The sequence below is a fragment of the Spirosoma endbachense genome, assembly GCF_010233585.1.
Taxonomy (GTDB): domain Bacteria; phylum Bacteroidota; class Bacteroidia; order Cytophagales; family Spirosomataceae; genus Spirosoma; species Spirosoma endbachense.
Genome location: NZ_CP045997.1, coordinates 692,522 through 717,609, shown reverse-complemented (window position 1 = coordinate 717,609; position 25,088 = coordinate 692,522). Strand labels below are relative to the sequence as shown.

Here is a 25,088-nt window from a genome sequence, read left to right as displayed (position 1 = left end):
GGTGCATCGAACCTAATTGTAGTGCCATTTTTCCCAATTAATATATAGCGGGGAATGCTATTAATAGTATATTTTCTAAACAACCACGGTTTCTTATTATGAAAATATCTTTGGGGGAATTTATTCCGAAATTCGATTCGAAATTTAATAATTCATTCTCAATTTTAAACTGTCACAATTCTCCACTACTTTTTACAAATTTCACAGGGTATTCTGATTAGTAGACAACAAGTTTTATCTGCCATTCCAATACTCTTCTTTTATTACAATTAGCTTAATTACTATGTTCGTACCTCCTCACAACGTGGTTTTATTGCCAAAGTAATCTCCTAAATCCAATCCATTACCTTTATAGTTTTCACTTAAAAAAGCTTTTAGTGCATCTAAAGGCATTTCCTCGGCATAATATGTAACAAATCTAATGTCCAATCAAAGACAAATATCTGTGATTCTTCTTGTATTCCTGAGGCATATTTTGTAGAATTTTCCGTTCTGATTCATCTGGAGCAATTTCCAACATTTGCATATAATAAAGTGCTACAAAAGATTTTGGATGATCTTTAAGATACTGACGAGTAAATCGTTCGTATTCTTCCCTAGATGCGCTCATAAAACTAGCTCTTTTATTTTTTAAAATCTGTAAAGAGTCCTTGCCAATTATGCTCTCTCTTGCGCGCAAATTGGCCAAAAGTGTATCTAATTGCTTAATTTTTTTGAAAATTCTTTCTTCCGATAATCTTTCAAAATTTTCGCTCTCCTTCGAGCATGGTGATTTTAGAATAATCGACTGGTCAATATTATTTGTTTTTATATATATTTCAACATCACCATCCCAAAAAAATACTAAAAATTTTGCACTATTATTACTTTCCAGTATGTATGTATCTATTTCAGCAATATCCATATTAAAAATATAAGGTCCGCTTATAATTATCTTATTAACAAGCTCTTTCTTGAAACCATCCGTATATTTTAACAGTTTAACCGTTACGGGATATGCGTCACTTTTGAAAGAAATAGAACACGTGCTAGCTATGGAGACATTTGTAGCTACCCATAAACAAATTAATAAAAAATATAGACTAATCTGATAACGATGTTTGAGCGAATTATTTTCCATCTTATTTCTCCATTTAATTTTTTACCGTTGCAATAATTTTGAATCAAAAAAGCTAAAATTTTAAATTTTATTAACGAAATCCTAGTACATAGCCCCTTCATTGATATATGGCTATCCCCCAATAGAAGTAGCTGATATTATTAAGTATCAATTCACATGAAAGAGTGCGGTCAGTTAAATAAGGTTAACCGAATTATCAAAATTATGCCCTCTCAATAAGTTATTGGCCCGTTTTAAATCTTGCCTATAGGACAATCCTATAGGCAAGATGGCTGCTCGTTAATTAAACTAAGTAGCTCTGTTTATAACGATTTTCCTTTAGAATCGCAAGGGGTAAAGTTGCTGCTAGAGTACGATTTCTACTTAGTTAATCATCAGATTCAACTCACAAAAGTATTAGGGATTACAAGTGCCTTTATTGGCACCTCCACAGTATACCTTATTAAAGAAGGCCAAATCTGAGTTCGAATAGACTATTCCTGACCAGCTAGCACCACCACTACATGTACAGCTAACAGCAATCATTCCACCTTTAATCTCTCGTAGCTGTGCTCTATTCAAAACACTACCAGAAAAACTCGCCATTGAAATTTGTTTTTTCATAATTGAAAGTGGTTTTAAATTAAATACTTAATTTATTTTGATTTAGCTAAATCCATCTTTGACGTTTGGGCAGGAAGTTCATTTATTAACCACCTCAACTTATCCAGTACATACTGTTCCGGTATTAAATACCCATCCACAAATAGTGTCGGGGTGAATTTAATATCGGCTAATCGACACCATTTGTGATGCTGATTGGCTATTTCTTGCCAATTCGTTTTGTCGGCGATGACGGGATACTTTTTAGCCCAGATGCCGAATTTCTTGTCCGGCTGTTCGTACCAGTTCGTCAGTGCATGGGATTTACTCTCTTTGGCTAATGCCAAGGTGTGTACAGCCATCTGCATAGCTGGCCCGTCGGAACCATCACTCGTAAAAATGATGTTGGCTTTCACATTCTGATTTTGTTGAATTAGTTGCTCCAATTCCATATGTGTCCTCCCACATGGCCCACAATATGGATTCGTCACCATTGTAATTGTATGCTCAGCTTCGGGGTTACCCAGTATAATTGGACTCAGATCATGCGGAATAGGTGGCATCTCCGGTTGTTGCAATAGCAACGCCCGGAACAAATCTGGGTTACGTTTCAACCGCATCAGTTCTTCATGCTCCCGGCGGCTTTTTGGCAGCGTAGCCAACAACATCTTTAGAACTACCCAGACAAGGGTTGGTAACAGAAACGCGACCAGTGCAAGCAAGTAAGGCTGTACATCACTCGGCAACACGGTTAGCTGCCTTATGGCCAGAATACCCTCCATAAGTAACAAGCCTTGCACGCTCAAACACAACGAGCACCAATTTTGCAATATAAAGCCCTGATAATAAACTGAAAACACGGTATAAGGCAAGGCCAACAGAGCAAGCCAGTAGAGCAGCGAACGTAATTGAGGCTGCACACTCACCAGCAGCACAGCGAGTAAACCACCTGCAAAATAGAGCAACCCAACATCGGTCCAACTGAGCCACCCCCACAGCTTGGCGGCTGGGGAGTTAAGTACATCATCGCAATTGGTTTTGGCATTAATACTACATAGACGGTCGGTCAGGGCATTTTTACTGCCCAACTGTTTAGCTACCAACAAACCACTGAGTAGCAAACCCGTTGCCTTTGTAGCCAGTAGGAACCAGTCCGTTGTTTTAAGGTCCTTCGCTACGCTCAGGATGATGACAAAAAAAATAAGCAGTGAGCCAACCATCGCAAACGGGCCGCGTAATTCATTAAGGACTTCCCGTTTACGATGGGCAATATAATCGGATTCACCAGACTGTTCGTTTGTTTCGGCCAATAACACTATACCCGACCAGTTCTTTTCAAAGTCAGTCAATATATCGCTCTTACGTCCTTGGGTATTGTCACTATATGTAATTCGGTTGCCTGTTAAAGCAGTCACCAGTACATACCAACCACCATTCTTACGGAGATGTGCAACAAAAGGTACTGGTAATTCACGGAGTTGCTCGGTCGTGTTCAGTTGGAAGGCTGTATTGTCAATATGCCAATCGGTAAGCAGGTCACTTAAACTAAGCAAGCTAGGAAAATCGGGATGTTGCGAGAGTTCTTCCTGAACAGTTGCACGCGTCACTTTTGCGCCTAGCTCCTTCACCAGGGCGTAAAGTGTTGCGGTTGCATTTTCGTCGGTAGTATTTGATAGCGTGTCGAATAAAGCCATTTCACGAGCTATTGTCGGATTGGTCGGTCGGTCGTTGCCGCCACTCCGCACCGAAGTGATAGCTCAAAGATGTAGCCTAAATCGGCTCATTGTTATGCGTTTTTTATGCTTTTTTATGCCATTTTATGCTTTTCTAATCCTAATTACACCGTTAAATAAATCGTATACCCATAAATAAGCACTTGCCACTTATTCCACATATTACTGACTATCAGCATATTATATCTGAAATTTACATCAGAAACGAAAGTATCCAAAAATGTAAGTTTCATTACTTATGTCGTTATTCATCGTCATACCCAACAAATTCATCGTCTTGAATCGACTTCTTCATACCGTTATGGGATTAGCAGGAAACATCAAGCAATATCGCAATGATCATCACATCAAGCAGGAGTATGTAGCCGATAAAATCAATGTCCACCAAACGACCTATCACCGGATTGAAAACAATGACGAGCGTAGTGCCAAACGATTGTCTGAGATTGCCGATGCATTGGAAACTACTCCCGACGTACTCAGAAACTACCACCTAACGAATGGCCCAAAGCCAGAACTTCCCGAAACCGTTAAGACACTTCTGGTAGAAAAAGAGACTTTAATCGAAAACTTACATGTTGAAAATACATTTTTGAAGCACTATACAACCTACCTGCACAGGGTCTGGAATGAATATTGTCTGGGGCATAACAGAGAGCGGCCGGTATTGAACAAATGATTTGAAAATCGCCCGTAACCGGCGGTTGTGTAATATCAGCACGGCGTTTACAGTAGAATTTCGACACCTTATTTCTTCAGGTAAAGAACCGACTCGTTTGCGATACAAACCTGCCTACTCTACATGAAGACCTTCCAACCGACCCGCCGGGATTTTCTGAAACAAAGCAGCGCGGCTGCTCTTAGCTTAGCTGTCTTTCCTAACCTGAAACGCAAAGTTGCCCCCAGCGACCGTGTTCGCGTAGCCCACATCGGCCTGAACGGTATGGGTACCAATCACCTGAACTGGTTTGCCAATCTACCCGAAGTTGACGTCGTTGGTCTGTGCGATCTGGACGAAACGCACCTGGCAAAAGCACTGGATACGCTCAAAAAAGTACACCCTGACACGACGGCCAAAACCTACTCCGATTTTCGTCATCTGCTCGACCGCTCCGATATCGACGCCATTACCTGCGCTACACCCGACCACTGGCACGCCCAGGTTGCCATTATGGCGTTTCAGGCTGGCAAAGACGTTTATGGCGAAAAACCCCTCTCCTACAGCGTCCGCGAAGGGCAGAAAATGCTCAAAGCCCTCGATCGCTACGACCGTATTTTTCAGTTGGGTACGCAGATTCACGCGGGCGACAACTACCACCGCGTAGTGGAAATCATTCAGAGCGGAGCCATTGGCAAGGTACATACCGTTCGGCTCTGGAAAACCGGATTTCCGCCCGTGCTGGGTCCGGCTAATTACCAGGCTCCACCGTCTACATTGAACTGGGATATGTGGCAGGGGCCCGCTCCCGTCTCGCTGTATACGCCGGAACGGTGTCATTTTACGTATCGCTATTTTCTGGATTATTCGGGTGGTGTGTTTCAGGATTTCTGGTGCCACATTGCCGATGTCGTGTGGTGGGCCATCAACCCGACTGGGCTGAAGCGCATTTCGGCAAAGGGCGAAGCACCCGAAGGTATTGGCGACGCGCCCAAATGGATCGATATCGATTATGAGTTCGATGGACTGAAACTCCACTGGACCAGCACACCGCCTAATGTGCCGGGAGCTGAGAAACGCGGTATCGGTGCTTATTTCGAGGGCGATAAAGGCACACTGCTTTGCGATTACAATACCCGCGAAATCACGATCAATGGGGTCATTATGAACGATGTTGCCGAAGTCCCCATCACCCTCGAACGGTCGCCGGGGCATCAGCAGAATTTCATCAACTCGGTAAAATCACGCAAGCAACCGGAGTCTAATCTGGCCTATGCCCGCCAGATGACAATGCCCATGCATCTCGGCCTGATCTCGTACCGGCTTGGTCAGCCACTGGAGTGGAATCCCCGCAAAGAAAAATTCAGGCATAATTCCGAAGCCAATGCCATGCTGTTCAGAGAATACCGGAAAGAATGGGATTTGATATGAAGTCTGAACCAGCAGAAACAATTTCGAACATTCTTATAACGCCTGACGCAATAGAATTCCAATAATGGCCGCTGCGGCAATTACACCCAGTTCTGGTAGTTTTTTGAATCGGTATAGAAGTAATATTGTTACGAGCGCAATGCCAACCGCAGGCAGATCGACAAGTTGCCGACGGGCGAGCACAACGACGGCTCCGGCAATAGCCCCTACAGCCGCAATGGTTACGCCATCGACAAACGCTTTGATGCCCGGATGTTTACCATACTTTTTGAAGTAGGGAGCCGGTAAAACTGTCAGCAGGTAACAGGGCAAAAACGTGGCCAGTGCCGCCACAACCGCACCCCAAAAACCGGCTACCAGATAGCCGATAAACGCGACGGTAATGACAACTGGACCAGGGGTTATCATGGCAACCGCAACAGCATCTAAAAACTGCTGTTCGGTCAGCCAGCCGTATTCTTTGACAACACCACCATACAAAAAAGGAACGATAGCCAACCCACTACCGAATACAAAAACCCCCGCTTTAGTGAAGAAGATCGCCAGTTTCCATAAAACCGAATCAGTGGGTATTGCCAACAACTGAGTCAGGACGGGAGCCCAGACGTTTCCGGTTCGGCCAGGTAGTCGGTAGGGTGATGCCTTTACAAACCAGTAAAGAATACCCGAACCAATAACCAACCACAATAACTCCGATTCCATAACGACCGTTACAACTGCCGATACAATAAACAGCCCCCAGCTTAGCCCGTCTTTTGCGACAGTTTTAGTGGTGAGTTTATAGGTTCCAATGGCTATAAGCCCAATAACAGCTGCGCCAACGCCATAAAACATGGCCTGCATCCAGGGCAACCCACCGAAGCGTACATACGCCCAGCCCAACGCCAACACCATCAAAAAAGAAGGCAATACAAAAGCCACACCAACAAACGTAGCACCCAGAACACCATAGTGCACATAGCCCAGATAAATGGCCAACTGGGCCGCCAATGGCCCCGGAGCTAGTTGCGCCAGTGCTACGCCTTCTCGATAATCAGCTTCATCGATCCATCTCCGATCCTGAACCAGATCGCGGTACATAGCACTCACCAATGCAGGAGGCCCACCAAAACCAAATGTGCCTAGCTTTAGAAAATAGACCGTAAGTTGCCGGCGTGTATAAGCAGTTGTCGGGATAACCATGGCGTTGCTTAATGCTTCATAGCTGGTGTTCCTTTACCGAGCTGGTCCAAAGCTGCCCGAAAGCCACGCGCCAGATCGGTGGCAGGGCCGCGACCGTAGTAATGTAAAAACACCGTTCGGGGTTGGTCACCCAGCATATGGTGATGAAGGGCAACTACTTCCAGGTTATTCTTCCGTAAGATTTTTACGACTGAATTCACTTCACTTTCGAGCATAGCAATGTCGCCCGCTATGTGGGCACCAGACTGCTGACCCGCCAAGGACGCCCAGGAATTTAACCCGATAGCCGCAGTCATTTCTGCACCCATCGCCGTAATCTGCACGTCATCACGGCCCACAGTATATTTGTAGGTCGGCCCATTGACCACTCCTTTATACTTCACAATCTCATCGAGGACCGGCAAATCAAACAATTCCTTACTCGTTTGGGAAACGGTTGCTGGTGCGGTCGCTATTTTGGCTGCACTGAGCTGATTGGCCGGAAAAAGCTTCGTATTTTGAATAGCCTGAGCATACTTTTTTGCCAGATTTCTCACATCGCCCATACCGTGCAGATGCATGTAAAAAATGCGGGGTTGCTCGTAGAAAAAGTGATTGTGAATAGCGCCGATCTCCAGCCCGGCAACATGGACTGAATCGATCAATGGGTTCACTTCTTCTTCGAGCAGAACCGTATCGCTCATCATTACGGTCTGCTTTCCGTCGAGTGTTTTCTTGAAAGCAACCCATCCGCCGAAGCCAAACGGAATAGGAACAGGTTCACCTTTTAGGGTCACCTTAAGGTCCGCACGCGGTAAGGGGACTGAGTAGGTAGCCTGAGCTTCGGTGTAAGTTCCTTTCTTCCCCAGAGCAGTGGCGATGGCGTCCTGTTCTTCCACCGACAAAGCGGGGGTCGGCCCAATGGGTAACGCATCGGTACCGGAAGTCGAGCAAATGGGAATGGCACCTGCCACGATCGCCGTTTGCAGAAAATTTCTTCGTTTCATAGACATGGCAGAAAGGTTAAGCTGACAGCGAATGTGCATTTTTAAAACGCAATACCAAACTGGAAACCAACGGTGGCTGAAGTAGAGCGATCATTACCAAACCGAACCGGAATGGGTATAGCTACGAAATAGTTACTGTGTTTATTCCGCTTTACAACTTTGTTAAATACTGGTGTGACACCATAGCGCCCGTTTGTTTCAAAAGCCAGTCGACCCGCAAACGCGAACCCGTTTCCTAAATTAAGCAGTATACCGGGGTGAAACAACACGTTGCTAACCCGACTGACGTGGTTTTCTGCCCGAATAATGGGTACAATCTCGACCGAAAAGCCAACTCGCTCGGTCTTCCACAGATTCAGCCCGATCGGAAATCCGACAACGTAATAATCAGAAAAATTAGTCTCGCTACCGTTGCCATCAATCGTAACCAGCGGGTGAAGTATGCCCAGATAACCGGCCATTCGGGGTGGAGTTGGCGCGATGGTTTGCGCACTGACATCAATTGGCCAAATTGCAATCAGCAGCCAGAATAAACTCTGAATGATTATTCTTTTACGGGAAGAATCAGGCTCCAAATCAAGAGAGTAACGTTGTTGCATACAGTAATCATAAACGATTTCGATTACAATGCTACAAGCACCTTTGCCCGAAAAATAGAATAGAATTAACCTTTTGTATCTGCTTTACCTTTTAGCCACCTTTTTCGGTACTCGGAGGGGTTTTTCCCGATCTGTTTCTTAAAAATCCGGGTAAAATGACTCTGATCAGAGAAGCCAGTCAGGTAAGCTATTTCAGAGAGTGTATAAGCTGTTGATTCCAGCAGTTGAAGCGATTTTTCGATACGAAGTTTGCGGATGTATTCGCCAAATGACAGATTATCGAAATACCGCGAGAACTCTCGCGACAGATAGGCGGGATTGACCGACAGATTCTCCGATAAGCCTTTCAGGCTCAGCGACAGATTGGTATCAATCTGGTCCTGAATCATTTCCCGAAGCTCCTTCACCCAGGTGGGTGCTTTTTTCTTCGGTTTTTCGTAGGTATGAAGCACCTGTAGCAATAGCTTTTCTGTCGGGCTTTGAGTGTGCTTCTGGCGCTGTAGGTATTTTGCCCAACTATAAAGCGCATCATACAAAATCATTCCCTGTACCAGCAACTCCTGATCGTCACGGATGTTGAGAGCCATACCTGCCGAAATGGCCCAAAGTCCAGCCGCCTGCGGAGCCAGCAAATGGTCGTCAATGTCGGCTCCCCGAACGATGGGAGCTATTGTCTGTAGGGCCGGATCAATTAGCGCGTGTTTTTCCAGGAAATAATCAAATGTGCAGCGGCCTTCGTAATGCGTATATTCTACCCCCGGAATGTCGAATGGCGTCGCGTCTAATTCCTGCGCTTTCATTTGTACCTGCGATTCTGGTACGAAAATAATGTCGGCTTCCGGGTCAATAAATCGACGGATTAGCCAGGGACAGGCAAGCCGGTCAATTTTAGGACGTTCGCGGGTAATCCAGCGCATAAGAGCTGTTTTTGATTTTAAGCGGCTAAATTACCAATTGCCGGTGCATTACGACCTACTACCTGACACGGGTGTCAATATATAACCTGGATAGGGCTAACACTCGTTTTAGTGAATACCCTACTGCCAGCCACCTGTTTTCTAGTGGGAAACACCTTTATCAGCAATACACGAAGTTTTGACACAATAACGGAAGTCTTAAGAGAAAAATCTTTGCCATATAGTGACAAAATCATCCAACGCGACTTTGATGAATCACCTTTATCTGTCAAACGCTTCCCGTTTCTATCGACATGATCTCAATTCTGCGAATGACTTATGATTTCCCGCTGCTAAATACTGAGAATATGTCCCAAATCTGTAAAAGAATGTCCCGAATTGAATAGATTACTAACTTAAGTCTATAGTAAATTTGTAGTTTCCTTGTAATCATCATTGTACTTCAAGAAATCAGCTTATTGCTATCAAATACAGGATTAGAAAAGAATTTCTAGTTATGTAACTAGGGATTATGTAACTTTTGAAAAAATTTGGTTTTGTTAATTTAAGCTACATGTCATCTACTAAATATGTTAAGATGTTTTAGCGAAATTTATTTCCAGAACCGTATATTGCTTGACTATCCGCCTTACGTTTTATTGACTTTTTTCATTTATGTCTCTTGTTTCATTACCTATAAGCGATGGTCAGTTTAAAAACCTGATCGATGAGTTAAGTCAGCTCCCTATATACAGTGTTGGGCGAAAAGAAGACAATACGATTATCATTCCTAATGGGAAAATCAGCGGCCAGCATGCCCGCTTGATTCAATGCACAATTACCTGTTTTATCCTTGAGGATCTTGACAGCAAAAACGGCACCTTTGTCAACGGTACGCGAATTACAAGAAAAGTCGTAGATAGTCAGGACTCCATACAACTTGCTGATTCCCGTTTTACGGTAAGCCAATTACTTGACTTGGGCAAAAGCAAACTCACCAAAACGCCCGCTCCTATTCCTCTGGAAAAACCAGTTACCAGTAATCAATCTAAACCTGATAAGTCCGCTCTGGATTTTATAGATCAGTTTGCAGCGTTGCAACAAGTCTACGAACAATATCCTAAACTACGTCGAGATTGCCGCAATCGAGAAAAAATGATTCGCACAGGTAGTGTTATACTCTCATCCATTGTAGGCGTAAGCGCAGTATTAACTACGGGAGGAACAGCCCTGCCACTACTTCATATTATGTCTGGAGCTGGTTTAAGTATGTTAGTACCTACTCTATGTTCTACACTTTTATCGACCGACGAAAAGCTAGAAGTTATTGATAAAGAATACCGAGATCGTTACCGATGCCCGAACCCGGTTTGTCGTGACCCTTTTGGTTCACGCGAATGGGAACTTCTGGCCCAGCAGAAAACATGTCGTCGCTGTCAGGCTATGTGGGTTAGTTAATTTTTTTCATTTTTTCACTCACTTTTTCCCATCTAGTTCGATTAACCCACATTATGCAACTTTAATTATTCCATTACAATGGCACCGTCTCCTAACCAATCAGAATTTCAAACCGATACGTATTTAATGGCTCAATCATCTACCCCCCCAAAGTCTGGTCTCGATACTAAGCAAAAGAAAATTTTGGGAATCTCAGCGGCTACTTTACTACTAGGTGGTGCAGCCTGGGCAATTAAAGCAGATACCACAGAGCAACCCTCTGAAGGAAATAATCCTGCAAGCCCGCCAACAACCTCTGCCCTACCTATTGATATTGATGTCGCAGGGAAAGTAACGGAAAATATGACCTTTGAGCAAGCTTATGAAGCCGCTCGTCACGAAGTGGGAATGGGAGGTGTATTTAGTTGGCACGGAAGCTGGTATAATACATTTGAAAAGGAAGAATGGAGCAGTTTATCGCTTGAACAACGCCAGGAGTTTACCGAGATGGTTACTCAGGAACACCTACCCGTTAAACCCTATAGCGCTGCTGTAAAGGTTTCTGAAACCATACCTGACCAGCCCCCCATAGAGCCAACGATTATTGAAGGGCACCTCAATGGCCAGCGGGTAATGGGACTCGATTTTGATCGGGATGGCATTATCGACACACTGGTCATGGAGGGTGAAGATGGTAACACCTATCGAGTAGTCGACGCAACTGGCGATCAGGGATTAGATACTTTATTTCGCTATGATTCACTCAGTGGTGAACTCACGCAGGTTGAAAAAATTGATGCGCCATTTGTGCTAAGTAATGATCAGTTTAGTCAGGGGCTGGAGGAAAGTATGTCCCATGGAGTCGTGGAGTCAATACTCCAAACAGATGCGCCAGCAAATGCTACACCTGTAGATGATCCAGCTGAGGTAGAATCAGAGCCAGGGAGTGATCACTTTATGGCGGATGCAAACGAGACTGATGATACGTATATAAATGATGGTGATGTCCATGAAATGGATGAGTAATACGTATGGAAGGTTTCAGAACAACACTTATTAATTGCCGAGAATGTAATCGCCGTATCCTAGTAAGGGCAGCCGATGCTGAACGGGGGACAATTATTTGCTCACATATTGGGTGCGGAGCGCTAAACACATTGCAAGCCGGATTTTATTACGATGAAACTATTGTACAGGGGCTACCTGGCTTCGGTCATCTGACCTATCTGGACAAGCCTGAAAAGACATATTTACTTCAATTTGGGAGTAATATACTGGGCACTTCCGATTCTTGTACCATACAGATTGATCGGTTTATGCACAATGACCGATGTTTTATCAGTCGTCGGCATTGTACGATAACGGTTACATTCGATAAATGGATTGGTCAATTACGCTACCAATTGCAGGATGGATTTATTGATTCCAGTACTCAGCAACAGCAGTCGAGTCTAAATGGTACGCTGCTTAATGGAGTGCTCTTGCAAAAAAACGAACTTATTGATGTCAGTATCGATGGAATAATCTCTCTGGGAGGGGCTGACCGATTTCAATTAACGCATTATTGCATTAATCCGGAAATGCTCAATACATATAAAATTGAATTAGCATTCAACCCTGACCGTACTCAATAGCTTATGCTTATTTATCCAAGTTTACCTGTTGCTTTTTCGCACATTGGCCAACGGACTATTAATCAGGATACTCTGTATCCCGCTATAGATACAGCAAACGAGCAAACACAGCTTTTTATCGTTTGTGATGGTATGGGCGGGGTAGACAAAGGTGAAGTAGCTAGCCAATTGTTATGTGAGGCAATTGTGGCTTACGCGTCTTCAATGGGTAATCCCGTTTTCGACGGCCCCCATTTGAAAGCAGCTCTCGATCAGGCCTATAACGCTTACCATGAGTACTTACGTCAGCATCCACTTGTCAGTCGGATGGGGTCGACACTTACTTTATTACAATTACACAAGCACGGAGCTACAGTAGCTCATATTGGTGACAGCCGGGTCTATCAATTACGAGAGGGTAAGATTATCTTTCAAACCCAGGATCATAAACAGGTAAATGATATGGTGGAGGCCGGAGTTATCACAGCTACCCAGGCTTTAACTCACCCCTGGCGAAACAGGCTCAGCCGGGCTGTTATCGCTAGTTCGGATTATGAAGAAGCGACGAAACCAACACCCGATATTACAGTCTTAACCGATATTCAAGCTGGCGACTATTTTTTTCTGTGTACGGATGGTGTGCTGGAACAGCTTGACGATTATGCGCTGGAAACTTTATTGGCTCAGGATATACCTGATCAGGCAAAAATGCAGTCTCTTCTGGCGCTATGCGCTGATCGGACAAAAGACAATTACTCTGGCTATTTAATAGGTATCAGCGATGTGATGATCCAAGTAAAATCGATTTTAGCTCCCACAATTTCCCTTAAAGATGCTTGCTAACTTACTAACTTATCTGGGTGCTTTAATCGCCTTGCTCAATGCAGAACCTCAGAAACAGACGTACGCTGTCGTGGTCGGCATTTCTGACTATAAAGCACTTACCCGCCTGACTGGCGATCTGAGATTTGCGGACAGAGACGCTCAGCAAGTCGTTACTTTTTTGCAAACCAGATCTGGAGGGGCTGTACCAGCCTCACATATCCGTTTCTTAACGAATCGGCAGGCTACTCATGCCAATATTCGACAAGCCTTATCACTTTTTCGAGAGGCTAAAGCAGGAGATCGCGTTATCTTCTATTTTTCGGGGCACGGCTTACCCAGCAGCTTTGTGCCCTATGATGTTCAGCTAGATAATCAACAAAATCTGTTGACTTATCAAGATATAAAGGCTGCCTTTCATGACTCAAAGGCATCGACTAAATTGTGCATAGCTGATGCGTGTTTGTCGGGAGGCATGACCTACCAGAAGGCAAGCCAACGGAGTCTGGTCCAAACTATAGCGAGTACCGTTAGCGACGATAATAACGTAGCCATGTTACTGGCCAGTCGATCGACACAAAGTGCTGTTGAAGCTGGCCAGTTGGCTGGTGGAGCGTTTACGCATTATTTGCTTAAAGGATTGAGTGGCCAAGCTGATCTCAACAGTGATAAAGTTGTAACCATTCGCGAACTGCATCGCTATGTAGCGCCCAGAGTTCGGCGTGTCACCCAAGGACAGCAGACCCCCATTTTTTATGGTCATTTTTCGGATGAGCTGGGCTTAGCCTACCTTTAGATCAGATACTTTGTAACACAAACTTTTACTATGAGTCAAAGCTTTACTTCTTTTCTGGACTTCAAACGACGGTATCCGATTCGACCCAACGACGAAGGCTCGCTGTTGGGCAGTGGATCGTATGGGCGAGTTATTAAAGTCGAAGACCAACTTGAAACGGAGTGGGTAGCCATTAAGATCAGCGAGTATAAAGGCAATGATACTAAATCGTTAAAAGCTGAAGTCGAATTGGCCCAACGAATCCCCCGGCAAGGGAATATTGCTCGTTACGACGCTTGCTATCGGCTTGAAACGGATACGAGTGTTAGTGATTTTGCCATCATGAAATACTATCCTGATGGAAATCTAGCTGATTTGTTGCGTCGGATTAACCTAACAGCGCCCCAGATTTATGATATAACCAGGGGTATTTTGTTGGGCCTACAGCATCTTCATCGCCATCGTATTGTTCACCGTGATTTTAAGCCTGCCAATATTCTTATTTCCCGTGATAACGCGGGTCGGTTTATTCCTAAAATAGCAGATTTTGGCCTGAGTAAGTTAGTCAGCGACGATGAACTTGACAGCTCCGATTTTGATCTAAGTGATGGCCGTGGTACACCTTCCTACAAAGCCCCGGAACAAATTGAAGGCAGTAGGGTAAGCTTCAATCTTGATTTATGGGCTTTTGGTGTCATTTTATTTGAGATGCTAACAGGCGAAAAGCCTTTTCGCTCCGATTTGCGCAATAGCAGTGAACAATCGGTGCGACGCGAGATCGAGAAAAAAATCATTACCGTTGAATTACCATCTCAACTCAATCAAATTGAAGAGCCATACCAGGCTATGATCAGGCGATGCCTGGTACGGGATATTCATGACCGGGTTCGTAAAGAAGATGAATTATTAGACCTTCTTGATCGAATTCCCCAGCTACTGAGTGAAGCGAAAAAGCTCATTTCTCAAAATGAGTTTGAGCAGGCACGTTTGCGATATGAGCAAATTCTGGCTAAGCGCGAGCATCACATTGATGCCCAGAAAGGACTGGAATTCTGCAAATTACGGATTACCAATCAACAGATTGATAACTTACTGGCACAGGCTGGCACGTTTGTGACTCAACAACAATTTGAGCAAGCTAAACTCTATTACGAACAGGTTTTACGCCTATCGCCTAATCGTCAGGAGGCTGCTCAAGGTTTGGTGTTATGTATCGAACAGCTCCGACCAAAGCCGGTGGCTATTCAAAAAGTTGAACTGACAGATGTATTTCAGGAGGAAAGAACCGATGTATATACTACTCCACTTGTTGCTCTGCACCCCTCTTCGGCCGACCAAAAACAGCCTGATTCAGTTAAGGTAGCTTTAGAAAAGAAAAATACTGACAGGCCTACGGCACTCAAGACAGCTATATATCAAGATATAGTTGAGTCAAGTACTATTTCTGATTCTGAAAAACGTTTTCCCTGGCGGGTAGTCGCTCCCGTAGTAATTGCTATGACACTGGGAGGTAGTATTCTGTATTACGTGTCTCTCCATATCGACCAAAAGCCTGACATATCGACGGCAACAGTTGTCCCACTCACTAAAACCAGACCTCCAGAATCTGCCCACCGAGAAAACACTGCACGGCTCCCGATAGCGGGTGATACAAAAAATAGCGCGGTCGATCAACAGGTCGATTTTGCATTCAAAAATGCCAGACAAGCCTTTAGACAAAAAGATTACAAAAAAGTTATCGAGTTCACTACCCCTGCCCTTCGACTCGACCCTACTCGGCAGGACGTGTCCAGATTGCACCGGATTGCGCTTAAAGAAATCGACGAACTGACGCCTGAAAAGCCAAAGGAAAATGACAAGACTAATGGCCAAGAGAATAGTCCTGTACTGGAACCTTCAAAGCCGACCGTAGTAGAAGCGCCCAAAGAATCAGCTCCTGACAATACGGTCAACCCAAAGTTGGCAGCGCAAGAAAAATATGATCAACTCATTGAGGATGGACAGAAGGCGATTTCTAGAGGAAACAATAAAGCGAAGGCAATCGCAGATTTTACGGCCGCCCGTGCACTAGCGAAAGAACATGAACTCAATACGGCTAAGGCTGATGCAGCGTATAGCACGTATATGAATAAAGGCAACAAAATCTTCGATAATGAAGAATATGACGGAGCCAAAGAGTGGTATAAAGTTGCGCAGGCCCTCAAAGAAACGCGTGATGTGCAGTCAAAAATTAAACTATGTACTAATCAATAATCAACCCTAATGATCAAACCGTTTTACCTGCTTCTATTCTTCCTGTTTTTATCGGCCCCCATAGCATCAACGCTGGCTAGTGGGCGAACTTCAGTAGTAAGCCTACTGACCGATGATGAATATGACCGTTACAAAAAGAAAGGCGATGATTTCTTTAAAGAAGGTAGATACCTGGAAGCCCGCCGACAATATCAGAACTGCCTTGAAGTGCCAGGCTTTGAAAATGACATTTATGCCAAGGAACAGATTGAGGAGTGTACAAAAGGTTTAGCCCTACGTCAACAGGCTACCGATGCGCTCGCGCAGAATAAAGGGCAGGAAGCTATCCGGCTATTTGGCCAACTGTTGAATCTTAATCCTGATGATGCGGTCACAAAGACCCAACTTGCAGATTATTACGAACGCGAAGGCAACCAGCTTTTCAATCAGAAAAAATATATACCCGCCCGGGAAAGCTACACGCAGGCGCTCAAGTATACAACCACCCGGCAGGAAACCTTACGTCTGCAAATCCGGACAATTGACAATCTATTAAAACCGTCGAAACAAGTAGGGCTAAAAGTGGCAACCGGCCTTGTGGCAGTGGGTGCAGGTGCTTTTGCTTTGTTGCTGCGTAATGATTTTCAGAATAAAATGGGCACTTTAAGCCAGATTAGCCAAACGGTTGACCCTTCAGGCACGGGTATTATCGATAATCCAGATGCCTATCGGCAATATAATGACGCTTATAATGCTGCCGAGTCTGCTCAGAAAAGAAATGGTTTATACAAAGCCAGTATTGGGATCGCGGCAGTAGCCACCGTTGCTGAGCTATATCTGTTACTCCATAAATCACCAAAAACGCCCCGCGCTACTGGCTTCCACTGGCAACCATCGTCTCAATCGTTCGGCCTTGCTATTCGCTACACATTCTAACGTTAACCGGCTCATCCTTTGAGTTTACCACGACATTTTCTATTAAAAATGAAGAAGACTATACTTACATACCTGTTCAGTATACTTTTAATCTGCCTGGGCGGTATTTTTCTTTGGGCTTGCGAATCCTGGGAATTACCCACCCGAAAATCACAACGTAATTGTACTAAACCCCAGGGAACACTTATTGCGCAGATGCAGCAGCGCAAAGTTGATTTTTCAATTACTGGCAGCTCGGGTACTATTGATCGTGTACTATGGGATTTTGGCAATGGCAGTACAACGGCAACTACTGGTATGACCGTCAGCTATACTTACCCCACCTCGGGAACATACACGGCTAAAGCTACGCTGACAAACTCATGTTTGGTAGAAACCACGTTACAAAGTGTTATTGTTGTGAGCGATGCCGTATCGCCAACGGTGAGTTTACAGGCAGCCACTAACATTGTAACCAGTTCGGCATTAGTGGGAATGACTGTAATATCTACTGGTAATGCATCCATTACGCAATATGGCGTTTGTTATTCTGACAAAAACACGATGCCTACGAAAGAGACTGACGCTACACAATCTCTTATAGGCTCTTTGGCTGTTAACACTTCTGTTCCATTCTCATTAACTGGTCTTCAACCAAACACACTTTACTATGTACGCAGTTTTGCCACCAACTCAGCGGGTAAGACTGGATATAGTGATCCACAAACCTTTCGAACAGGAGTAGGTCCATCCGTTTCCAGCAACGGAAATCCAACTGTGGGAGTTTCTACGGCCGTAGTGAGCTTTATTCTAACTAATCCCGGCAATCCAGCTGCCATTCAGTATGGCGTTCTTTATTCGTCGACGTCCAGTACACCCGATATAAACAATTCCGGACCGGGGGTAACAGTGACAAATCCAAATCTAGGTGCTAACACGCTCGTCAACTTAACAGATCTGAAGGCGAATACAACCTACTATTACCGGCCTTATGCAAAGCTGCCTTCAGGAGAGATTGTTTATGGACCTATTAATTCATTCACAACACAAGTGGATGCTGTTGCGGACGGCCTGATTGCATATTTGCCGTTTACCGACAAGTCCTTACAGGACGCTACAGGAAATGGCAACAATGCTCTTTTAATTGATAATCCTGGCTTCACCTCAGACCGTAAAGGGAAGGCGAATGCGGCTATTCTGTTAGATGGCATCAATGATTATTTCTATATGGCTGATAATTCGAGTTTACAGCCAGATGCGTTCTCAATTAGCATATGGATCAAACCAAATGCAATCAATAATGTGAACGACCGTATGCAGATTTACAATAAATCGCGCTGGAGTGATAGCAAGTTCGAGATGTATAGCTCGCTTGTGAAAATAAACGAAACCGGGCCTGGTCTCACGTTTATGACGAATATCAAACAAAATAGTAATTGCGAGGTCGCAAAAGGCTGGCAAAGCTTTGAATTTAGTAGTAACCCTCAGCTAGGTAACTGGTATCATTTAGTTTTTACCTACTCAGGCAGATCGAGCCGCATGTATTTCAATGGAGTTTTATTAGATCAAAAAGACAATTTACCGGCCGCAAGCATAGATAAATGCCCCGGGGGCGAATTGAAATTCGGCGCTCAGATTCAGACGTTCCCTAACTATTTCAGTGGCGCTATGGACGAAGTCCGAATTTATCGTCGGGTGCTATCAGCTAATGAAGTACAAACGTTGTTTACTCAATAACCTTAACTAATTTTTTGTACTGACCTCCGCCCACAAACTGGCTCTTACGAACTTTGTGTGACTCCTTCTATAATTAGGCAGCAAGAATCATTTTGTATCGCTTATCGGAAAGGATTTCTGTAATTCAACTATACAAAGCGCATAAGAGCCAGTTTACGGGATTACCTCAAGGTTGGATTTACCCATAGTTGAAAATGGCTCCCCAAACGGAGTAATGGCAGAAAAAAAGCCAGTCAGCATCTAAGCTAACTGGCTTTTTTACAATGTGATCCCGAAGCGACTCGAACGCTTGACCGTCTGCTTAGAAGGCAGATGCTCTATCCAACTGAGCTACAGGACCAAAAATATATACGAAAATGACCACACTACAGAGGTCGAAAACATAAACTAATTATCTCGACTTGTTTAGTTGATTGTGGCCATCAATACCATTTACCACCTCAACCCTGTGTTTAATTACCCCAAAAGTAAGCTCATTTCTACTATTTTGCAAAAATAGACCATTGAATGCGCTAGCGTAGAGCAGCAAATCGACCATTCAGGCAAATACAAATCTGACTTTATCAGGCGTTGGTTCTGGGAACCGTAAGTCCCATACGTTACTTATTTACCCATTCCTACCAACTATTCATTTCCAATCGTTTCCTGTCATTAGTTCCGCCAATTTCGAAGCACGAAATCATTGCAATCTAATCACATAAATAACCAGATTGCACTAGTAAACAAAACTACAGAAATGAATCAAAAACCATCAATGGCATTTGTTGGAGCATCCTGGCTAGCTTTGGGTGCGGGAATGTTTGGGTTCTTAATCGGTCTTTGGCGATCCGAAATGCTCCTGAATGAAAAAGGATTTTATTTCACGGTACTGATGTATGGTCTTTTTTCCGTGATATCAGTACAAAAAAGCGTGCGAGACCGATTAGAAAGGGTTCCGGTCACTGATATTTATTATGGTCTTAGCTGGTTCTCTACTATTCTCGCCATTGTTTTACTGACCATAGGCTTATGGAATGCAACATTATTACCCAGCGAGAAAGGCTTTTATTCATTTGCTTTTCTATTGGCCTTATTTGGAGCAATCGCTGTTCAGAAGAATACGCGCGATAGCCAGACTGTCGAGACGAACTAATTCATCAAATTAAGCCATACAAGCATGAATCATCCCGAATTTTAAAGATGGCTATCAACGTAAAAACCTTTCGAAATTAGCAATGCAGTGCTAGTATTCGGAAGGTTTTCTTATATCTAATGACATTATAAAGATCGGCAGCTAAGCCATCATGTCAAGTACTAGGCTCCCTATTTTAAGCAGTACTTTGGTGATCGTCAACGCCTGGGTCGCCGTTTAGTAATCACTTTCAAGGCCTTGCCGAACTATTGTGTGCGCTTTCGCCACAATAGCCTGGGGTAGTAGCCATACACTCGCTAAAGAGACGAACCACGAGAATTATAGCCGACTTGGTTCTAATTGCTATTTACAACAAATCTTCTCAGCTTCCTGCCTTCTCTTATTGACAAATTCCAGAAATGCTAGGTGAGGGTTTATTATAAACAAGTTTTCACTGCCTGTTTCCCGCCCCTTCTTTAGTTCAATCCAGTTGATTTGCTTTGAAATCAGATCAAACTCGCTGGCCATTGATTCGGCTCTATCTTTCCAAAACTCCTTTGTTGGTGTGTCCAAGTTGTCTTAGGTTTTTTTGAAGAGTAAGATTAGGGAATAAATCGTTAATAGTCAATAGCCGGGTACAGTTGCATCGGCCAGGTTTCGTGCTGATCAGGTGTAAAACCAGTCATTTACCGTGATTTGGGGGTTGGAAAGAAAAAAAAAGCCGTTTTTATTCCATCACTTTCGTCGCTTTTTCTCCATTCGCTCGCAAGTATTACAATAGATCGTTCAACGCTATTTATTTGTCCGGAATCTTAAGCCTCCTGCTGGAAAAACGTACAATCCTACTACTGTTAGCTAGTCCACAGAGAGCCGTGAAAGGCACTTGTTCTGCAACCGTATCAGATCTTTCGTTTGAAGAATTGTCAGAAAATCGACAATAGGGGCTTCGGTTGTAACTGGCCCCAGATGAAATTCGATTGACGGGGTGTATTTATGCCGCAGACAGCAATGGGCTTGAAGAGTCGAAACTTCAAGCTGCCAGGCGTTTTATTACTTAAGCCCTTAGGCTTTCGCATACTGTTGGGACCATCTCGCACAATGACTGACAGCATCTGCCTCACAAAAGCATACAGGGCATCAGCGACTCTTCCTCTTTGCGAACTAGAGTATTGACAACGATCGTTTGCTACCCCAACTGGATAAGTATACCACTGCCGAAACGACCTTGAACGAGGGAAGCAATCTAGTAGCAATTCAGTCGCGGATATCGACTTTGGCTACCGACCCCGCGACAGGTCGAGCCATAACCCAGCAGTCGGGGTTTTCCCTACTAATAAGGATAGCAAAAATGACTCGACTCCGAAACTGTTATTTTGGAACGGATTAGTGGACGGAGAACCCCGAGCCACCAGCGCTCATGGGAATAGAAGCCTAACCTGGCATGGGGCCAACAACCTGGTCGATGTGGGTAATAAAGAATTTGAAGCCTTCAGGAGAATACGTTTTCGGTGACGAAAAGGGTCTACCTGTCGGCCGCGGACCTGGCCTTGTTCTCCTTCCGGAAAAAAGTCCATATCAAAGGTGTGAACTACGTGGTCGGATCGATGAAAGCCGTGTTGAGCAACAATCAAATACCATTCCGGTCGAAGTGACACTATGGCGAAACTAAAAGGCAGGGCGATCTAAAGAAGTGCAGCGATATGGGACCCAAACCTCCAAGCCAAGCAGCGAATTCTCTGTTTAGTATTCAACTCCGAAGTTAAAAGCGTTTGACGGCCCTGCTGCCGTCAAGCCCAAATAGCGTATCGACCCGCTATAACCGGCAAATTTTTACCATTGTTTTTCCCAATTTGTACACATAGCGGTAAAGTATATCTCAAAAGGCCTACATCATCAACACAGATAAATATTGTACTATTTCCACATTTCCATCGAGAATAATGGATATTTTATACGATTATTCCAAGAATATACATCCTTTAATAGAATTTCTTCGTTACTCTAGCCCTTAAACTCGTCACAAGCAGCATATGAAAATAACATGAATTTCAAATCTATCATTATTAACTATTAATTTTTATTTATAAGTCTATATATTAATAAAAGTCTATTAATATATAGACTTATAAATAAAATAAGCTTATGTAACTATAGTAAATCTATATATATGTAGACTCAGTGACTTTTTGGGTGATTTCATCCGCTGAAATTGTGATTTCAGACAATCTTCGACTAAATCTGTAGGTTTTCAAAATGGTATAAGGATACTTTTGGCTCGAATAATATAGAAAAAGCATAGCTCTTTCTTATTATCCGATTGTCTTTATCTCACTCACCCTTTTTAATAGTACTTTTATGAAAAAGTACTATTATTGCCTATTTGTCTTCTTATTATTTTTTCAGTGCCAAAACGATATAGTAAGAGAAGATTTTCTAAGCAGAAAAGTTTCTTTAGAAGCGATTAAAGTAGATAGCGATTTTACAGAATTCGTAAATGCTTCACAGCAATTTGCTAAATTGATTTATTACCGTAGAGGTACATTGTATGACAAGAAAAATATAAAAAATCCTTTCGTCAAAATTGAAGAAAGCAGAGCTAGAATTAATGGGTATTTAAATGGCAGTTTGAGCAAGGAAGAAGTACCGTTAATATTGAAGGAATACAACATATCACACGACCAAGCTACAAATCTCATCGGTCGTATGATGGTTAGTGTCGCTCTGTTAGAGCGGAAATTTGGAGAAGGTGCCCTTCAAAAGCTAAATAGAGATGAATTAAATATTGCTATTGAGTATGCCCAGAATAAACTTTCTGGCAGCGAGTCAAAAGCAAAAGAAATGGACTATTGCGTTCAATGCCCATATGCTAACTGCGAGAATTGTGGCCCAGGGCAAAATCCGGGAGAAGGTATTGATAATGGAGGTATTGATGAGATTCTCGGAGGAGGAGATAGTGGCACTAATTGCGTACGGGTACGTCAAATTGCCGCCAATAAACGGGACAGCACTATTGCTAACGCTTGGAGGGAGTTTGCTGCAGAAACCATTGTGTGTGCAGGCTCAGCACAACAGGCAGCAGTTAATTTATATGGTGCGACTTGGTATCTTGCAGCTCTGGGACCTGAAGCGCCTTTTGCAATAGCAGCGTTAGGTGCAGTAGGTGTTGGGGGAACTTGCATGTGGGCGGCTGCTAGTCGATTAGATTCTAATTTACAAATAGCTCAGAGCGATTATCAACTTGATGTAATGGGCCAAGGTTGTAATCCTTAAATTTTCAATAAACTCATATTGTCATGGCAACTAAAACAATAAAAAATGTACTTTCTTGGTTTGTTATCCTATTCCCGATAGTTGTATTCTCGTTGAAAAGAGGAGTTGTGGGTGATTGGTATATTTTAATAATTATTATCAGTCTAGGTGCTTTGTCTGTCTCAAACTATCTTACTTTTAAGGACTTGAGAAAGACAATATTAGCAACTCTTATCCCTATAATAGTTGCTCTAACTTTTATTGGGATAGTTTATTTTCGCTACAACTAAGTTAGTCTTTTAAACGCCATTACTGGTATAAGAAAGTGACCGTACTTTCTTATACCAGTAATGGGTGCATTTGCCGGTTCGTACAAAATCCGTCACTTGGAATATCCTAAAGTAAGTCATGAACGGCTTTTTAGATCAACATATGGTCGAATAATTACGATGAAATCTTTTAGTAAGGGGATCATTATTGTAACCATGATGATGTTCACTCTCTCGTCCGCACAATCAAAGCAATCTACTGATCAACCAGCGGCCAAATGTGTTAATACATTGCCCTTAGGGAGCCGTATGTTAACCGATAGTATCCAGAAGTATTTAAAGTAAGTTGACAGCTATGAAATTCCTATTGTGGCGATTCAAACGTCAGCAGATACAACCCGCTATTTTATTACGGCTTTTATCTCAACTTACATGATTAAACGAAATCCACCGACGGCAATCGTAACCATTATGAATCGGGAGGCTTTGTTGTATGCCGAGAAGGCACCAATTACCCAAACCGCCCCCAAGTGTTACCAGTATCTGATCGAAAAATACAGCCGACTTCTTCACATCGATAAAATCAACCGACGTGATGGTATTCCTACGGACAGCTATACTGGTTCATACGATCCTATAAATAAGGAGATCGTTGTCATCAAAGGTGAGCCAATTTTAGTCAAGTCGGCCAAACGTTTTCCTTACATGAAAATGTGACGACGCCCTATTAAAGGAAGAAAGCTGAGTTGGTTTGGCAAATTGCTAAAACCAACTCAGCTTTAGAAAATCCTACAACGATTATGATATGAGTGGACTAACTGGGCTATTGTTTTATCTGATAGGAGGGCTGTTTATGATGGGGTATTATGTATACCCGCTCATTCTCAAATCGACCAATAATAGCCCTAGACAAGCTTTTGTCATTTGCTTAATACTCTATGTTGGCCAAGCGGCCGCATTATTTTTCCTGAATTGGAAACTCAAGATGCATTTGTGGGATTAAGTAGGATTGTCACAAACGTGTGGTAGCGACTTGGAACCTCACTACCGCACATTTACATTGAACCTGTTTATGGTCTTAGGATCCTTTCTTATTCTCCAACTGAGTGGAGTATATGTGCATATTCTTGCCTTCTATTTGCTTTAGTATTATTGGGGCATATACCTAGGCTTTGAGAAGCGTAACGAGAATCTCTTTGTGTTCGCCTTCGTAGCCTTTGAGATAGCAACCATGACCGTTCTATTTTCAACGGGTATCTTGACAATAGATATGTTTGAAATACCCTAAAAGCGAATCTTCTGCTTCAGCATGATGTGGCTATTTGTTTATCTCACTGGGAATCTAGTATTTATGGCACTTTTTAGTTTTCCTCTGGTATACAAAGCCACAAAAAACCCAAGGCGTGCTTTGGTAATTTGTCTGATTTTCTACGTCGTTCAAGCCGGTACTCTGGCTTTTCTAAATTGGAAACTGCAAATGCACTTGTGGGATAAGTAGGATTATCAAAAGTGCGGTAATGACGTATCAAGCTGCTACCGCATCACTTTATTATAAACTCCCACCACTTTAACCCTATTTTCCTTTTCAAGGATGAAATTACTCTTATGCTATATCAGGGCTTTCTTATAAAACCAGTTCTTGATTCATGAACTGAATCAATGTTAGGAATTTGTCGGCAAAGTCTTCTAGTTGAGCAACCATATTTTTGGGCTTTTTTCGCCCTAACAAGTTGATAACCAT

At 43.3% G+C, this 25,088-nt stretch carries 22 protein-coding genes and 1 tRNA gene; 14 read left to right on the top strand and 9 right to left on the bottom strand.

Features of this window, described 5'->3' with window-relative positions:
• Window positions 1-418 precede the first annotated feature (418 nt).
• The 3 genes from GJR95_RS02915 to GJR95_RS02905 form a co-directional block, all read right to left on the bottom strand.
• Window positions 419-1,120, bottom strand: a complete 702-nt coding sequence (locus tag GJR95_RS02915) for a hypothetical protein (protein ID WP_162384459.1) — start codon at window positions 1,118-1,120, stop codon at window positions 419-421.
• A 396-nt stretch (window positions 1,121-1,516) separates the two neighbouring features.
• Window positions 1,517-1,723 carry a hypothetical protein gene (locus GJR95_RS02910; protein ID WP_162384458.1) on the bottom strand — a complete coding sequence of 69 codons (207 nt, stop codon included), beginning with the start codon at window positions 1,721-1,723 and terminating at the stop codon, window positions 1,517-1,519.
• Window positions 1,724-1,755: 32 nt separating this feature from the next.
• On the bottom strand, window positions 1,756-3,396 hold the full coding sequence (locus GJR95_RS02905) for a vitamin K epoxide reductase family protein (RefSeq protein WP_162384457.1): 1,641 nt from the start codon (window positions 3,394-3,396) through the stop codon (window positions 1,756-1,758).
• A gap of 277 nt (window positions 3,397-3,673) precedes the next feature.
• Between GJR95_RS02905 and GJR95_RS02900 the strand changes: the two genes are divergently transcribed.
• Both GJR95_RS02900 and GJR95_RS02895 read left to right on the top strand, forming a co-directional pair.
• Entirely contained in the window at window positions 3,674-4,114 is a 441-nt protein-coding gene (locus GJR95_RS02900) for a helix-turn-helix domain-containing protein (RefSeq protein ID WP_162384456.1), read from the top strand.
• 123 nt (window positions 4,115-4,237) lie between these two features.
• A complete protein-coding gene (locus GJR95_RS02895) occupies window positions 4,238-5,524 on the top strand; it encodes a Gfo/Idh/MocA family protein (protein WP_162384455.1) in 1,287 nt (428 codons plus the stop codon).
• Window positions 5,525-5,557: 33 nt separating this feature from the next.
• Here the strand turns inward: GJR95_RS02895 and GJR95_RS02890 are convergent, their stop codons facing one another.
• The 4 genes from GJR95_RS02890 to GJR95_RS02875 all read right to left on the bottom strand — a co-directional run bounded on the left by GJR95_RS02890 (window position 5,558) and on the right by GJR95_RS02875 (window position 9,208).
• On the bottom strand, window positions 5,558-6,706 hold the full coding sequence (locus GJR95_RS02890) for a chromate transporter (protein ID WP_162384454.1): 1,149 nt from the start codon (window positions 6,704-6,706) through the stop codon (window positions 5,558-5,560).
• Between the two features lie 8 nt (window positions 6,707-6,714).
• On the bottom strand, window positions 6,715-7,692 hold the full coding sequence (locus GJR95_RS02885; RefSeq protein ID WP_162384453.1) for a DUF1259 domain-containing protein: 978 nt from the start codon (window positions 7,690-7,692) through the stop codon (window positions 6,715-6,717).
• Between the two features lie 41 nt (window positions 7,693-7,733).
• The gene (locus GJR95_RS02880) at window positions 7,734-8,291 is read right to left on the bottom strand and encodes a hypothetical protein (protein ID WP_198424803.1); all 558 of its coding nucleotides are present in this window, start codon (window positions 8,289-8,291) and stop codon (window positions 7,734-7,736) included.
• A gap of 65 nt (window positions 8,292-8,356) precedes the next feature.
• Window positions 8,357-9,208, bottom strand: coding sequence for a chromate resistance protein ChrB domain-containing protein (locus GJR95_RS02875; RefSeq protein WP_162384452.1), 852 nt, complete (start codon window positions 9,206-9,208; stop codon window positions 8,357-8,359).
• 654 nt (window positions 9,209-9,862) lie between these two features.
• Here GJR95_RS02875 and GJR95_RS02870 point away from each other — a divergent pair.
• The 8 genes from GJR95_RS02870 to GJR95_RS02835 all read left to right on the top strand — a co-directional run bounded on the left by GJR95_RS02870 (window position 9,863) and on the right by GJR95_RS02835 (window position 18,718).
• A complete protein-coding gene (locus tag GJR95_RS02870; protein WP_162384451.1) occupies window positions 9,863-10,645 on the top strand; it encodes an FHA domain-containing protein in 783 nt (260 codons plus the stop codon).
• A 78-nt stretch (window positions 10,646-10,723) separates the two neighbouring features.
• Complete coding sequence (locus GJR95_RS02865) at window positions 10,724-11,650, top strand: hypothetical protein (protein ID WP_162384450.1); 927 nt, start codon at window positions 10,724-10,726, stop codon at window positions 11,648-11,650.
• Between the two features lie 131 nt (window positions 11,651-11,781).
• Window positions 11,782-12,258, top strand: a complete 477-nt coding sequence (locus tag GJR95_RS02860; RefSeq protein WP_232541062.1) for an FHA domain-containing protein — start codon at window positions 11,782-11,784, stop codon at window positions 12,256-12,258.
• A gap of 3 nt (window positions 12,259-12,261) precedes the next feature.
• The gene (locus tag GJR95_RS02855; protein ID WP_162384448.1) at window positions 12,262-13,080 is read left to right on the top strand and encodes a PP2C family protein-serine/threonine phosphatase; all 819 of its coding nucleotides are present in this window, start codon (window positions 12,262-12,264) and stop codon (window positions 13,078-13,080) included.
• Window positions 13,070-13,855, top strand: a complete 786-nt coding sequence (locus GJR95_RS02850; protein WP_162384447.1) for a caspase family protein — start codon at window positions 13,070-13,072, stop codon at window positions 13,853-13,855. Before GJR95_RS02855 ends, GJR95_RS02850 begins: the two co-directional genes overlap by 11 nt.
• 30 nt (window positions 13,856-13,885) lie before the next feature.
• Complete coding sequence (locus tag GJR95_RS02845) at window positions 13,886-16,087, top strand: serine/threonine-protein kinase (protein ID WP_162384446.1); 2,202 nt, start codon at window positions 13,886-13,888, stop codon at window positions 16,085-16,087.
• Window positions 16,088-16,096: 9 nt separating this feature from the next.
• Window positions 16,097-17,002, top strand: a complete 906-nt coding sequence (locus tag GJR95_RS02840; protein ID WP_162384445.1) for a tetratricopeptide repeat protein — start codon at window positions 16,097-16,099, stop codon at window positions 17,000-17,002.
• A 48-nt stretch (window positions 17,003-17,050) separates the two neighbouring features.
• A complete protein-coding gene (locus GJR95_RS02835) occupies window positions 17,051-18,718 on the top strand; it encodes a LamG-like jellyroll fold domain-containing protein (protein ID WP_162384444.1) in 1,668 nt (555 codons plus the stop codon).
• Window positions 18,719-18,984: 266 nt separating this feature from the next.
• Here GJR95_RS02835 and GJR95_RS02830 read toward each other — a convergent pair.
• Window positions 18,985-19,058: transfer RNA gene (locus tag GJR95_RS02830), tRNA-Arg, on the bottom strand.
• A gap of 396 nt (window positions 19,059-19,454) precedes the next feature.
• On the opposite strand from GJR95_RS02830, the gene yiaA reads away from it, so the two are divergent.
• The gene (gene yiaA / locus GJR95_RS02825) at window positions 19,455-19,850 is read left to right on the top strand and encodes an inner membrane protein YiaA (RefSeq protein WP_162384443.1); all 396 of its coding nucleotides are present in this window, start codon (window positions 19,455-19,457) and stop codon (window positions 19,848-19,850) included.
• Between the two features lie 342 nt (window positions 19,851-20,192).
• On the opposite strand, the gene GJR95_RS02820 is transcribed toward yiaA, so the two are convergent.
• Entirely contained in the window at window positions 20,193-20,402 is a 210-nt protein-coding gene (locus GJR95_RS02820) for a hypothetical protein (RefSeq protein WP_162384442.1), read from the bottom strand.
• Between the two features lie 1,782 nt (window positions 20,403-22,184).
• Here GJR95_RS02820 and GJR95_RS02815 point away from each other — a divergent pair.
• The 3 genes from GJR95_RS02815 to GJR95_RS02805 all read left to right on the top strand — a co-directional run bounded on the left by GJR95_RS02815 (window position 22,185) and on the right by GJR95_RS02805 (window position 24,064).
• Window positions 22,185-23,099, top strand: a complete 915-nt coding sequence (locus GJR95_RS02815) for a hypothetical protein (protein WP_162384441.1) — start codon at window positions 22,185-22,187, stop codon at window positions 23,097-23,099.
• A gap of 23 nt (window positions 23,100-23,122) precedes the next feature.
• Window positions 23,123-23,368: a hypothetical protein gene (locus GJR95_RS02810; protein WP_162384440.1), complete on the top strand. Its 246-nt coding sequence runs from the start codon at window positions 23,123-23,125 to the stop codon at window positions 23,366-23,368.
• Window positions 23,369-23,779: 411 nt separating this feature from the next.
• Entirely contained in the window at window positions 23,780-24,064 is a 285-nt protein-coding gene (locus tag GJR95_RS02805) for a hypothetical protein (protein WP_162384439.1), read from the top strand.
• Window positions 24,065-25,088: the final 1,024 nt, after the last annotated feature.

Coding starts and splice junctions, on each gene's coding strand:
- yiaA (WP_162384443.1), top strand. CDS start 19,455: ATGAATCAAAAACCATCAATGGCATTTGTTGGAGCATCCTGGCTAGCT.
- GJR95_RS02835 (WP_162384444.1), top strand. CDS start 17,051: ATGAAGAAGACTATACTTACATACCTGTTCAGTATACTTTTAATCTGC.
- GJR95_RS02885 (WP_162384453.1), bottom strand. CDS start 7,692: ATGAAACGAAGAAATTTTCTGCAAACGGCGATCGTGGCAGGTGCCATT.
- GJR95_RS02895 (WP_162384455.1), top strand. CDS start 4,238: ATGAAGACCTTCCAACCGACCCGCCGGGATTTTCTGAAACAAAGCAGC.
- GJR95_RS02910 (WP_162384458.1), bottom strand. CDS start 1,723: ATGAAAAAACAAATTTCAATGGCGAGTTTTTCTGGTAGTGTTTTGAAT.
- GJR95_RS02855 (WP_162384448.1), top strand. CDS start 12,262: ATGCTTATTTATCCAAGTTTACCTGTTGCTTTTTCGCACATTGGCCAA.
- GJR95_RS02815 (WP_162384441.1), top strand. CDS start 22,185: ATGAAAAAGTACTATTATTGCCTATTTGTCTTCTTATTATTTTTTCAG.
- GJR95_RS02850 (WP_162384447.1), top strand. CDS start 13,070: ATGCTTGCTAACTTACTAACTTATCTGGGTGCTTTAATCGCCTTGCTC.
- GJR95_RS02805 (WP_162384439.1), top strand. CDS start 23,780: ATGATTAAACGAAATCCACCGACGGCAATCGTAACCATTATGAATCGG.
- GJR95_RS02845 (WP_162384446.1), top strand. CDS start 13,886: ATGAGTCAAAGCTTTACTTCTTTTCTGGACTTCAAACGACGGTATCCG.
- GJR95_RS02890 (WP_162384454.1), bottom strand. CDS start 6,706: ATGGTTATCCCGACAACTGCTTATACACGCCGGCAACTTACGGTCTAT.
- GJR95_RS02810 (WP_162384440.1), top strand. CDS start 23,123: ATGGCAACTAAAACAATAAAAAATGTACTTTCTTGGTTTGTTATCCTA.
- GJR95_RS02880 (WP_198424803.1), bottom strand. CDS start 8,291: ATGCAACAACGTTACTCTCTTGATTTGGAGCCTGATTCTTCCCGTAAA.
- GJR95_RS02905 (WP_162384457.1), bottom strand. CDS start 3,396: ATGGCTTTATTCGACACGCTATCAAATACTACCGACGAAAATGCAACC.
- GJR95_RS02840 (WP_162384445.1), top strand. CDS start 16,097: ATGATCAAACCGTTTTACCTGCTTCTATTCTTCCTGTTTTTATCGGCC.
- GJR95_RS02915 (WP_162384459.1), bottom strand. CDS start 1,120: ATGGAAAATAATTCGCTCAAACATCGTTATCAGATTAGTCTATATTTT.
- GJR95_RS02900 (WP_162384456.1), top strand. CDS start 3,674: ATGTCGTTATTCATCGTCATACCCAACAAATTCATCGTCTTGAATCGA.
- GJR95_RS02875 (WP_162384452.1), bottom strand. CDS start 9,208: ATGCGCTGGATTACCCGCGAACGTCCTAAAATTGACCGGCTTGCCTGT.
- GJR95_RS02870 (WP_162384451.1), top strand. CDS start 9,863: ATGTCTCTTGTTTCATTACCTATAAGCGATGGTCAGTTTAAAAACCTG.
- GJR95_RS02865 (WP_162384450.1), top strand. CDS start 10,724: ATGGCACCGTCTCCTAACCAATCAGAATTTCAAACCGATACGTATTTA.